The following is a 12,139-nucleotide window of genomic DNA, read 5'->3' on the forward strand; positions in this document are numbered from 1 at the left end:
CAACATCATAAACTTAAGGAAAAAATGGAAAGGAATCTGTTCGCAGGTTCCTTTCATTGTGTTAAAATATAGGCAGGGGTGTATATGATTAAATCTTATAAAACAAGATTTCAAAAGTTTTCTGCATTATTATCTGATCCGGAAATTGCAAAATATGCGAGACAGAATGGAAAACATGCTTTTTCGAGAAAGCGAAAAATGCCCCTAAAAGACATGTTGCTATGCTGTCTTTCAAAAAAGGGGCTTACCACGACATTTGAACTTAGAAACTATTTCAAAGAAAAAGGAGACTTGTCTATGCAGTTATCTGTCCAGGGATATCTACAACAGAGAAAACGTCTAAATCCGGAAATTTTTCCCTATCTGAATCGTAAATATCTTATGGATTTTTATCGTTCTGACGAACCCAGACTGTGGAAAGGATATTTGTTAATCGCGATTGATGGGAGCAAGGCGGAAGTTCCAAACTCAAAGGATAACAGGGAAGCATTTGGAAACAGCGGCAACCAGCATTCCGGGAAAGGGCAGGTACGGGCACTGGTAAGCGGAATGTATGATGTTTTGAATCATTTTTACCTGGATATTGAAATTGAACATATTTGCATCAGTGAAAACGAACTGGCAAAAAGAAACTTAAAACAATTAAAAAAAATGGGAATCAGGAAGCCGGTTGTTGCAGTTTTTGACCGCGGTTATCCTTCCTTAGAGTTTATTGACTTTCTGGAAACGGAAGGGATTCATTATCTGATCCGTCTTTCATCCAACGATTATATGGCAGAACGTAAACGGATGCAGTCGGCAGATGAAAAAGTCATTTTAAAACATTCATCTGCACGCCTACAAAAAATACGAAAAAAACATCCGGAACGATATGAACAGATGCAAAAGAAAGGGAGCACGCTGGTAAGAATATCAAAATTGACTCTTCCCTCCGGGAATGAACTTGCGCTGATGACAGATCTTCCGGATACAATTACCGCAGAAGAATTAGCGGATTTATATTACCAAAGATGGGAAATTGAGAAAAAATACAATACTCTAAAAAACAAAATGAAATTTGAAAGTGTAACAGGGAAAGCCACAGTATATGTGCACCAGGATTTTTGGGCGCAGGTTTTAGTATATAACATGGTTCAGGACATTCGAAACAGTGCGGACGAAGAGGCCGCAGCAGCAGGACGAGAAAACAGGAATAAATATCCCATGCATACCAATGAAAATGTAGCCATCGGTCTTTTCAAAGAGACTATGCTAAAAATCCTTTTGGAGCCGGAGGAAAAGAAGCGGATCAAAAAACTTGGAGAACTACAGGAAGAAATGGAGCGCTATGTACTTCCCATAAGGGAACTACCTGGAAAAGAGCGTAGAAAAAACATCTCAAATAAATATAAAAACAATCAAAAGAGTAGCTTTTAAAATGCCCATTCTCCGTTTAAAGGGAGATTATGGGCATTTTTAAGTTGTTAAAGTATACAGAAGGAGCTCTGTGAAGATTTCTCTTCGTTTTAATCTGCTCTTTTGAAATGAGTTTTTAGCAGGATAATATAAATGTGTAATATCTAATCTTAAGTTTATGATGTTGACTTCAAGTGGTGGTTTAATATTAGCCCTCCAAAGGGCTATTACTACTGCTCGCCCCGAAGGGCGGTATCGCAAGCACTGTTACTGGCTCCGCTATAAAGCGGTACTACTGGAATCCTCTCTTCTTGAGTCTTCTGCTTGCTCTCTTATATATTTCTGTACGACTTCCTCTGTTATTTTCATCAAAAGGATCTGTCTCAGGACGAACCAGTTCCCGGGATATCCGATGATCCTTTCCGGTCTTTTTAGCGCAAGAAAACCAAACAGCCATCACAGCCATTTGGTTTTCTTAAAATTACTTCTTCTTTTTTACTTCTTAGATCCTTCTGTTCTCATGGATTCCCAGCACTACTGCACATACTGCTGCGATCACAAGTCCGATCCAGAAGATGAATGCGTCTGCAGCACAGTGCTTTTCCGTGACGAACAGCAGGACACCTATCAGGATATATACTGCAAACAGTATGACTTCCACTACAATGTATAATTTCTTATTCGGTTTCGTGTTTTCCATGTCTGTTTTCCTCCTTAGGCTTCTTCTGACTCATCACGGAGCTTCTTCACACGTACTACGGTATAACCCAGGATTACAAGGAGCCATACAATGGGGATCCAGTGGAAACCACATTCACCAAACGGTATATGGCTGTCACTGTCCGTACCATTCTCAACGCTGTCGCTGTCTGCATGGATGCTCTCCTCTTCCTGTATGCCATCTGCATCACTTCCGTCTGCATCGCTGCCATCTGCATCACCTGTCAGGCTGCTTTCATCCGCAGCATCGTTCAGGCTGTCATCCTCTGCCGGATCCTTCTGCCCGGCATTACTGTTGCCGGTACTGTTTCCTTTATTTCCTTTATGGGCATTATTTCCGGAATCATTGCCGGCTGTATTACCTGCATCTGGTGTATTACCTGTGTTACCTGTACTTCCGGAATTGTTATTCCCATTGGTATTGGAGTTATCACCACCGTTATTGCCGCCGTTGTCTCCGGAGTTATTTCCGGAGTTATTTCCGGAGTTATTTCCGGAGTTATTTCCGGAGTTGCCTCCGCCGTTGTTACCGCCGTTTCCTCCATTGCCATTGTTGGAGCCGCCGCCATTTCCGCCGGGTCTGTTACCGTTACTGCCGGAGCTGCCGCCGTTTCCATTGTTTCCGCTGTTGGAGCCACCGCCGTTTCCGCCGTTTCCTCCATTGCCGTTGTTGGAGTTACCGCCATTTCCGCCGTTTCCTCCGGTGCCGTTGTTGGAGCCACCGCCATTTCCGCCGTTTCCTCCGGTGCCGTTATTGGAATCTCCACCATTGCCACCGTTTCCTCCGGTGCCGCTGTTGGAGTCTCCACCGTTTCCGCCGGATCCTCCATTGCCGCTGTTGGAATCTCCGCCATTTCCACCGTTGCCGCCGGTGTTGTTACCACCGTTTCCTCCGGTTTCGCCTGAGCTTCCTCCATTACCGCCGGATCCGCCGTTACCCTTGTCAGAGTCGCCGCCATTTCCGCCGTTGCCGCCACTGCTGGTGCCGCCGTTGTTATTATTTTCCCCTGTGGAGCCGCTGCCGCCGTTTCCTCCGTTTCCACCGTTGCCGTTGTTGGAGTTTCCGCCGTCTCCACCATTTCCACCCGATGTTGTTCCACCGTTATTATCGGTCTTTCCAGGCTGTGTGGTCTCGGTTCCTGTACCGCCGTTTCCACCGTTTCCGCCCGGGTTCGTGTTATCTCCTGTTGCGTTTCCGCCGTTTCCTGCATCACCGCCTTTGACAGTTCCGCCAGGATTGATGGTGATGGTCTTATCGCCTGCGCTGATTCCGGTTCCACCGTTTCCACCATTGCCAGGGATACCGGCTGCGGAATCTCCGCCTTTACCGCCGTTTCCACCGGTTACCGTTCCACTGACCGTCGGAGTGAGCCTGCCGTTACCATCGATACCGGCTCCACCATTTCCTCCATCTTTGCCTTCTGTGCCGTTTGCACCGTTACCACCGGTCACGTTTGCATTGCTTCCGATGATAATTCCGGCATCTGCTGTATCACCACTGGCTCCGATACCGGCTGCTCCAGCTGGATGTTTAGCAGAACCGTCTCCACCTTTGATCGTACCGTTTACGATTTCAAGATTCGTTCCCGGATGTTCGTTGCTGTTAACATCCTTGACAAATTCCAGTCCCGGTTTTGCCTCATTATTATCATCTGCCTTGTCACCTGTGATGGTCTTATCATTTAAGTCGATCTTGACCTCACCCCATGTGTCAGGGATCTCAACTGTGTGGTCGATGTCTTTCTTCACGATGACCTTGTAGTTGCCGTCAGCATCCACTACAACATCTACATTATTATTAGATGCTTTCTCATCCTTATCGGTTTTTCCATTTGTCGTTGTCTGGTCACCGTCATCCGCAAACTGCTTTGCGATATCTTTTGCATCCACGAGGGCTGTTTTGCCGTTTACAGAACCATATTTCTTATGACTGATCTGATATGGTGTTGCTTTCTTCAGGCCTGTGATGGTTGCTTTTCCATCCCCATCCGTAAATATGGTTGATTCATTACCTGTCGGGATTCCCTGGGCATCCAGCTCCTGATACTTATAAGTCTCATTTGCTCTTCCCTTGAAAGTCAGCGTATATGCTGTCTTTCCCGTAATGGTCGGATTATCATCCGTCACTTCCACTTCTACGCCTGTCGTCAATCCTGATGCTTCAATCATAAAGGTCAAAGCATCCACGTATGTTCCCTTAGTCTTTTTCTTTAATTCCTCTAATTTTGTTTGTTCCACAGTCACCATATTACTGATGTCTGAACCGGAATGATCATAAGCAGTCACATTTGCGAGTGTCACTGCCTCTGTGTCCGTAAGCTTTCTGACATCGTTCACATGAATGACAAAATCATCTGCTGCAATAACGCTTCCATCTGCCCCCTTGATCACGTTCATCCGGTATACCGAGATTAAGTTCACGACATCCGCAGTCTGTGCAGTCATCACAGTTGTTTCATTATAGATCTTTGTTCTGTCTGTTTTATCAACCCATACAAAGAGGCTCTCATTTTCAGCCTTTGACTTATCTGCTTCTTCCTGCATTTTGGTAAAGATTGCTGCCGGAATCGTATCTCCATCAATCACTGTAATATGCTCTGTCTTATTTAAGATATTGCCCTTTTGATCTTCAAAAACGATCTCATGCAGTTTTTCAAAGTCCACCGTAACATTCCATGCCTGATAAACTTTTGCGAATGTATGGGAATAGGTCTTCGTTATACCATCCCATGTAATTTCCCCACTCTTGATTGCCGCATCAATATCAATTGCCACATTATTAACCGTAATGCTCTTTAATCCGTAACCATCCTCTGGCTTAATATTGACCTTCAATGCTCCATTATTCTTCACAATCGTCTGGTATGTACTGTTTCCTTGATCATTCCACGCCACACCATCATTTCCAGTCACAAGTTCTCCATGTGTCACTTTTACATCTACGCTCTGTCCCTCTTCAAATGTAATATTTAATGCCTGTGGTTTGCCTACCGCCTGTGTTGTGTAAGTATAGCTTGTTCCATTTCCTATGAAAGCCTGATTGGATACATCAGTATCATCACTGCCATCCACGTTGCTCCAATATGCCTTTTTATAAGTAGTGGCTGTTCCTGTTGTATCTTCTAACTCCAGCTCTACTGTTTCATTGTCTTTCACAATGACATGCTGGAACTGGTCCGCACCTGATTCTTTTGTTACAAGCCCTGTATCTTTCACTTTTGCCGTACCACCTGTCACATGAACATGTACGATATGGGACGGTGTGAATACAGCTTGCAGTGTCACATCTGAAGTTGTCGGTGTGTACTTTAATTCATAACTCTTTTCTTTCCAGTTAAACGTTTTTGCTCCTGCAAATAAATCTGTATTGTTTGTTGTCTCCTTCAATGCTGTCAGGATAGAGAAACTTTCTCCCTTCTCCCCGGTAAGATCTGAATAATAAAGATTTGAAAAATCATTTGGCGTAAATATAAGGGTGAGTTCCTCATTGCGGTTTACATTGATGCTGCCATCCCGCTCCAGTTTGTATTCATTACCAGATGCATCTACCGCCTTGAAGCTTCCCTTTGCATTTCCTGCTACAAGACCTGTTACTTTTAAGGTTGTCATCTGCCGTTTTGCCGCAGCATTCACTGTAATGTCTCCACTGACATTTGAAATCGTAACTGTAATGCTTCCATCTGCCGGATCTACCCTGCACACATCTCTAAATGTCAAATTCTTAACAATCCCTGTATCGCTTTCCTTCATAGTAACGATAAAGTTGTCCTGATCCAGATCATAATCTGCTTTTGGACTGATTTTTACAGTATAAGTTTTTAAATAACCAACATCAGTCTGATCCTTACCACTTGTAATCTCAGCATTGCTTCCTATGGTTACGGTTGCTTTAAATGTTCCAAGATAAAACTTCTGTTTGTTTTCCGTTGCAACATATTCAATACCATCTACTGTGACTTTCTCTCCCGCAACAGCTATTACGATATAATTCCTGTCCGGATATCCTGTATTTTCTGCACTGCTCTGGCTGACTGTTACGCCGCCTGCCGGAGCTGCACCTACGGCATGTCCAAAGATTGTACCTTGTGCGCCTGAAGGCAGTTTTACGTCCACCTTCGAATCAGCTGTACGCCTCTTAACAGTTACGGTATTGCCTTGAGATCCAGTTCCTTTCAATACTACTGAATTCGCGTTGTCCACCTCAATGGTTACCTGCTGATCTGCTGCGACTTCAGCTTTTGTTACCTTATCATTATTCTTCATTCCCTGTGGAATGTTGACATGTGTGAACTGACCTTGACCTGGATTCTCATACGAATAGGTCACTGCACCTATTTGTACATCTCCATTCGTCTCTCCCATAAAATAAGGGGAGCCTACATTCTTATCTACTGTTACCCATGAAGTGCAGGTTGGAGTCGTTACTGGATAAGTCTGCCTATCGGTTGGATTGAATACCTTAAGGGATGCATTATTAGAAAGCTCTAGTTTTCCATCCATCAGGGTTACCACGCTGTCCCCATCCACGGCAATCTTCGAGGAAACTGTCGTCTTATAGAATCTGGTGGCATCGTTATAATGCTCTAACGTAACATCCTTTGCTGCCTCTACACCGTCTGCCGTGGTCGGGGTTATTTTTCCAGCTTTAATGATCTTGACCGTGTCACCGGATGCAGCATCTTTTAAAGCCTGTTCAACAGAAGCATATTTCTGGGCTGCTGTTGTCCCGCCTGTAAAGATCTGTGCCTGTTCCACACCATACTGTGCCGTAAAGGTCATGATCCCATAAGCATCCTTATACTTCAGCGCTGCCACTTCATCGTCAGAATATAACTTATTGATGTCTATATCACCATCCGGAGTACCGGAAACAGCTAATTTCCATCCTTGAAATTTTTCGTTGTTATTATTGGGTCTAACAGCAGGGATCTTCTCAATAACCTTGTTGTTGTTTATCACAGGAGGGTATACCTGCTGCGTTCCCAACACTTCATTATCATAAAACACATACTCCTTTTTGCCTGGCTCTGTGAAAGTTCCATTTCCGGATTCAAACTCGACATTTTGAATAACAATGGAGCTATTTTCTAATGTTGTCAGCGAAAAAGATAATAAAATATCATTCTTATTTTCCCAGCTCAGAGAGATGCCTGCATCTTGTGAACTTTCTGTAATAGGATTACTCACAAAAAAATTACGATCATCGTAACTAGCTGCTGCCCATTTGCATAATTCTGTGTAACTTTTTACTACCAGTGTCAGCTGATCTGGCTGATAAGGATCATTTGGTTGCTTACCCACAAAATCAAACTGATGTGTTTTTCTATTGTCAGTAGCTCTCATGTTAAGTCTGTCATAATAAGTTCCAGTATAGGTTCCCACCCCCAGGCAAACATCTGTACAGATGCTATAAGCTTTATCCACTGGTTTTATGTTCAAAAATATCGTAGAACCTTCAAAGTAAAAACGGATAGGAGATTTTTTATTATTATACTCCATGTACTCCCTTGGAGTATCTGCTGATGATTCAGTCAATGTAAACCACTGCCCATCGTAAGAACTAGCATTCCACGCCCCATTATAATAAAACCAAACATCAAAATTACCTTCACCTACAAACTGTTGATATCCCGTTGCATACATCACCTCATCATTAGAAATATACCAAGATGAAACATTTCCTCTAGTATCAGCAGGTATTTTTTGATTACCTTTATATATTTTTTTATCATAAGGATTACTTGTATCTAGATATACTATCCTCACAGCTTCGCTATAATCATCATCACTAAATTTAAAACGATACCACTTACCATCTACACGACTAGCCCCTGTCAGGGTAACCTTTTTGTCTATTACCGTTACGCCAGGAACATTCTCCCACGAATTGTCCGTTATATCAGCTTTTCCAAGGTTGGCTTCCTTCGTCCACTGTAATACCGGAGTCCCCACATAAGTATCATCTTTCGGTGCTTCCAGTATGATCCAGTCATCGTTCTGATTCATATTAACGCACCAAGGATAATTATGATTGATGGTATTGCCGGCTGATAACAATGCGATTCCCGGTGTGACCACAACACGTCTGGTGAAGGTAGTAATTCCATCCGGGATTACAAAAGTATCCTCCGCCTGGTCCGTGTTGGCTGTATTGTCATTTTCTTCTTTCTTATCTTCTACATTATCATTTTCTGTATTGTTATCTTCTGTATTGTTATCTTCTGTATTTTTGTTTTCTGTTTTATCATCTGCATTTTCAGCAGAGCTGTCCATACTCCAGGTAGCGCCAAGTACTTTTTCACTCTGATCTCCATCCGTCTGATCCGGATCAGAAGTATCCGCATCGCCTGTATTGTTCTCAGAATCCGGATTCTCTTCCAGCGGATTAAGAACAAATGTCACCTTGTACTCTCCCGAAAGCATAATGTCAAAATTTCCATCATCCTTTATATTCAGTTTGTACTTATTTTCATCATAAACAAGTCCTGCCGCAAGGTCATAGTCTTCCTGCCCCTGCTCCAGGTAGAGTTCCGGAACTTCAAACTCCCCGGTTTCTTCCACGGCTACTTTCACAGTAACCCTTCTCTGAAATGTGATGACCTGATTTTCCTGCGTGTCATCCTGTCCATTTTCCTGTGTTCCTTCTGTTGTCACAGGCGTAAGGGAATAGGTCACTTCGTAGGAGCCGATCTTGTTAATATCGAAACCACCAAGTTCTACTACTTCCAGTGTATATTTTACATCATCATAAACAATTTCATCTGTCAGGTCGTAGTCTTCTTCTCCCTGTGTCAGCACCAGTTCCCGTGCTACATACACGGGTTCTTTGTCCTCAGAAGCCGCTACTACATGAACCGTTCTTGTAAAGGTGATGACCTGCTTTTCCTGCGTATCAACGGTATTGGTGTCATCCCCTTTTGTTACATCAACGGCTTCCGCACCCACGGGCTCTGACTGATAGCTCATATCTACACCCGTTCTCGGCCTGGATACACCCAGTACACCGGTGTCTCCGGTATTCTCTTCACTCTGTGCTGCATCCTCTCCGCTGACCGCATCTGCAGTATCTTCTGCATTGCTGCTGTCAGAATTCGTATCTCCCTGTCCGGCATCCGTGCTGTCTCCTGCATTGCTGCTGTCAGAGTTCGTATCTCCCTGTCCGGCATCCATGCTGTCTTCTGCATTGCTGCTGTCAGAACCCGTATCTCCCTGTCCGGCATCCGCACTGTCTCCTCCATTGCTGCTGTCGGAACTGTCGGATCCGTTATCAGAACCCGCATTATCAGAGTTATCGCCGGTCTGGGTGTTATCCCCTCCCTGATTGTCTCCACTGTTCTGGTCTTTGTTTTCATTATCCGAATTGGAAGCATCCCCCGAATCTCCCGGCTCCAACGTTCCATCATCCTTGGAAGTCAGGGAATAGGTTACCTCATAGTCTCCCACGGTATTGACATCAAATCCGCCATCATTCACTACAGCCAGTTCATACATGCTGCTGTCATAGGTAATGTCTTTCATCAGATCATAGTCTGTGGCTCCCTGCGTGATGGTAAGCTCCGGTGCATCATACAGTGCACTTTCCCCATTACTTCCTTCTAAAGCATCCACAAGATTGATGGATCCGATTACCAGCACTGCCGACAGGATTCCGGCAAGCCATCGTTTCGTCTTTCCTTTACGCTTTTTCATACGTTCTCTCCTTTTGCATCGTATTCATTAAAATCTATGTAAAATCAACAGGTACCTTTGCGTACCTGAAAATGTTCCGTCAGTTCTTTTAAGATCTGTGCCTGATTTGCCAGTTCCGAGGATGCGGCTGCATTCTGCTCGGATACGGCAGAACTGTTCAGTTCCTCCCTGAGGGGTCTTGATCCATTGTTTTCCTTTTTCATCGGTTTCTCCTTCTTATCCTTATTTATTCTTCCAGGAAGTTCCTTTTTCCGTTTTCCTCAAGGAAGGTGAGAAGCTTCCCATAGCTGAGAGGCGGTGCGATGAGATACCCCTGCAGGTAATCACATCCCCAGGATGCCAGGGTTCTCGCCTGGTCCAGTGTCTCAATTCCTTCTGCCGTGACCTGGATGTTATGACGGTGTGCAATACGGATTATCTCTTCGACCAGATCCTCTGCCATCCTGCTTCCCTCCGTTCCCCAGACCAGTTCCTTATCGAGCTTCAGGGTCTGGAACGGGATCTGGGACAGCCGAAGCAGGTTGCTCTCCCCTTTGCCGAAGTCATCTAACGCCAGCCGGATCCCCTGGCTGCTCAGCTGTTCCACCATGCATCTGAAATTCTCTGCATTCCTGACCTTGCACATCTCGGTGATCTCCATGCAGACCTCACTTCTTGATACTTCATACTTTCTGAGTATCTGCATGATGTTAGGTACGGTCTCCGGAACCTCACAGACCTCCGGGGATAAGTTGATGTTGATCCTCTTAAGTCCGTAGGCTCTCAGCTCCGGGATCCTTCTGCAGGCTTCCCGGAACACCCATCTGTCGATCTCAGCGATCCATCCTTCTTCTTCCGCTTTTGCTGCAAGCTGATCCATGTTGTAGTAATTGCCGTTTTCATCCTTCAGACGGAACAGGGCTTCCGCTCCCCAGATCCTCTTTTTCTCCACGTTGTAAAATGGCTGGAAAAAGCACTCCTTTTCCCCATGGAATGCCTTTTCGCCGATACAGCCATCCTCCTTCAACAGTTCCATGCCGTTCTCCTTATTTCTCATGTTGGTATTTTTCTTTTGTACGAAAGCTCCGGGCAGATTCCCGAATGGTCACTTTACCGATGACAGCCGGAACTGTGCGAGAACCTTCCCGGTAATCTCCCGCCTGCGGAATGCTCCAAGCTCCCTGCTGTCTTCTGACCTCGGGCGGTTATCCCCCAGACAGAAGTAGCATCCTTCCGGTACGGTATAGGGCAAGGTGATCCAGTCATCCCTGTCCTGTTCCCCGAACAGGATTTCCGTTTCCGCTGCCCGTTCCCCATTTCTGGTCAGGTGTCCCAGGTCATCCAGATCGATCACATCTCCCGGCTTTCCTGCAATGCGCTTTACAATGTCCCGTTCCAGATCCTGCCTGTGGATGACCACCACATCTCCATAATCCGGCTCCCGAAAGAGCCGTCTCTGGTACAGAAACAGATCTCCATCCCGGTAAGCGGGGCGCATGGATCTGCCGTGTACCATGCCGATGCCAAACATCCAGTAGAGCAGTACAAGTACCACGCCCAGGTGTGCACCGATGATCAGAAGCTCCATCCTGCGCTGTTTTCGTTTCTGCAGTTTCCGTTTCTTAAACTCCAGTTCAAATTCCAGCTCAGTCATGCGGTACTCCTGCACTTTCCAAAGAGTCTGTCTGCACCCCGTTTTCCGGGTCAAAGTCCAGTATCACATTGATGATCTGCCGGAAGTCCTGTAACTTCCTCCGCAGCTGCTCTGCCCGATTGTTTACCCCTTCCGCTTCCTCTTCTGCCTGCGCAAGGATTTCTGCTTTCTCTGCCTCCAGCCCCTCCTGGAACTCTTTCTTTATCTGCTCCAGCTCCGCTTCTTTCTGCGACTCCATTTTTAACAGGGCAGCTTCCCGTTCCTTCATCTGCTGTTCCCGCAGATGGTAAGCGGAAAGCTCGGTTTCCCGTTCAATGGCATTTTCCGAAATCCTGCTCAGCTTTTCTGCCAGCTCCTCATATTTCTTCTGCATGGTATTCTGCTGTTCCATCATCCGCTGGTTTTCCGATTCCAGGGAGTCCACCTTCATCAGAAGCTCTGCCATCTGCGTGGTCAGTGCTTCCTTTTCTTTCACCAGTCTCTGGTTCTTCTGGAGCAGGACACGGTGTTCTTCCTTCTTCTCTGTCTCCATCGACCGGATGAGCGTCTGCAGCAGTTCGCAGGTAGCTTCCTTGTCATAACCACGGAATGCTGTTTTCATCGAATCCAGCTGATCCATCAGGGTCTTTTCATTCACGGTCTCCACTGCTTCTTCCCCTGCCTGTACTCTGGCAGTCTTTTTGGTTTCCTCACTCATTCTGG

7 protein-coding genes are annotated in these 12,139 nt (G+C 45.4%); 1 reads left to right on the forward strand and 6 read right to left on the reverse strand.

Features of this window, described 5'->3' with window-relative positions; all coding sequences use genetic code 11:
• Positions 1 to 84: 84 nt before the first annotated feature.
• Positions 85 to 1,416 (forward strand): IS4 family transposase, encoded by a 1,332-nt coding sequence (locus DW826_RS13925; protein WP_117553037.1) that lies wholly within the window; start codon positions 85 to 87, stop codon positions 1,414 to 1,416.
• Between the two features lie 481 nt (positions 1,417 to 1,897).
• Here DW826_RS13925 and DW826_RS13930 read toward each other — a convergent pair whose 3' ends face one another.
• The 6 genes from DW826_RS13930 to DW826_RS13950 form a co-directional block, all read right to left on the reverse strand.
• Positions 1,898 to 2,095, reverse strand: coding sequence for a hypothetical protein (locus tag DW826_RS13930; protein WP_117485702.1), 198 nt, complete (start codon positions 2,093 to 2,095; stop codon positions 1,898 to 1,900).
• 14 nt (positions 2,096 to 2,109) lie between these two features.
• On the reverse strand, positions 2,110 to 9,804 hold the full coding sequence (locus DW826_RS13935; RefSeq protein ID WP_117553038.1) for a hypothetical protein: 7,695 nt from the start codon (positions 9,802 to 9,804) through the stop codon (positions 2,110 to 2,112).
• Between the two features lie 44 nt (positions 9,805 to 9,848).
• Positions 9,849 to 10,007, reverse strand: a complete 159-nt coding sequence (locus DW826_RS18325; protein WP_015554918.1) for a hypothetical protein — start codon at positions 10,005 to 10,007, stop codon at positions 9,849 to 9,851.
• Between the two features lie 23 nt (positions 10,008 to 10,030).
• Positions 10,031 to 10,819, reverse strand: a complete 789-nt coding sequence (locus DW826_RS13940; protein ID WP_165859969.1) for an EAL domain-containing protein — start codon at positions 10,817 to 10,819, stop codon at positions 10,031 to 10,033.
• Between the two features lie 69 nt (positions 10,820 to 10,888).
• Positions 10,889 to 11,437, reverse strand: a complete 549-nt coding sequence (gene lepB, locus DW826_RS13945; protein WP_117469893.1) for a signal peptidase I — start codon at positions 11,435 to 11,437, stop codon at positions 10,889 to 10,891.
• Entirely contained in the window at positions 11,430 to 12,134 is a 705-nt protein-coding gene (locus tag DW826_RS13950; RefSeq protein ID WP_015554921.1) for a hypothetical protein, read from the reverse strand. Before DW826_RS13950 ends, lepB begins: the two co-directional genes overlap by 8 nt.
• Positions 12,135 to 12,139: the final 5 nt, after the last annotated feature.

Source organism: Clostridium sp. AM34-11AC (genome assembly GCF_003435375.1).
Classification (GTDB): domain Bacteria; phylum Bacillota; class Clostridia; order Lachnospirales; family Lachnospiraceae; genus Pilosibacter; species Pilosibacter fragilis.

What these genes read in the sequence shown, in the direction of transcription:
- DW826_RS13925 (WP_117553037.1), top strand. Translation starts at nt 85, where the DNA reads ATGATTAAATCTTATAAAACAAGATTTCAAAAGTTTTCTGCATTATTA.
- DW826_RS13930 (WP_117485702.1), bottom strand. Translation starts at nt 2,095, where the DNA reads ATGGAAAACACGAAACCGAATAAGAAATTATACATTGTAGTGGAAGTC.
- DW826_RS13935 (WP_117553038.1), bottom strand. Translation starts at nt 9,804, where the DNA reads ATGAAAAAGCGTAAAGGAAAGACGAAACGATGGCTTGCCGGAATCCTG.
- DW826_RS18325 (WP_015554918.1), bottom strand. Translation starts at nt 10,007, where the DNA reads ATGAAAAAGGAAAACAATGGATCAAGACCCCTCAGGGAGGAACTGAAC.
- DW826_RS13940 (WP_165859969.1), bottom strand. Translation starts at nt 10,819, where the DNA reads ATGGAACTGTTGAAGGAGGATGGCTGTATCGGCGAAAAGGCATTCCAT.
- lepB (WP_117469893.1), bottom strand. Translation starts at nt 11,437, where the DNA reads ATGACTGAGCTGGAATTTGAACTGGAGTTTAAGAAACGGAAACTGCAG.
- DW826_RS13950 (WP_015554921.1), bottom strand. Translation starts at nt 12,134, where the DNA reads ATGAGTGAGGAAACCAAAAAGACTGCCAGAGTACAGGCAGGGGAAGAA.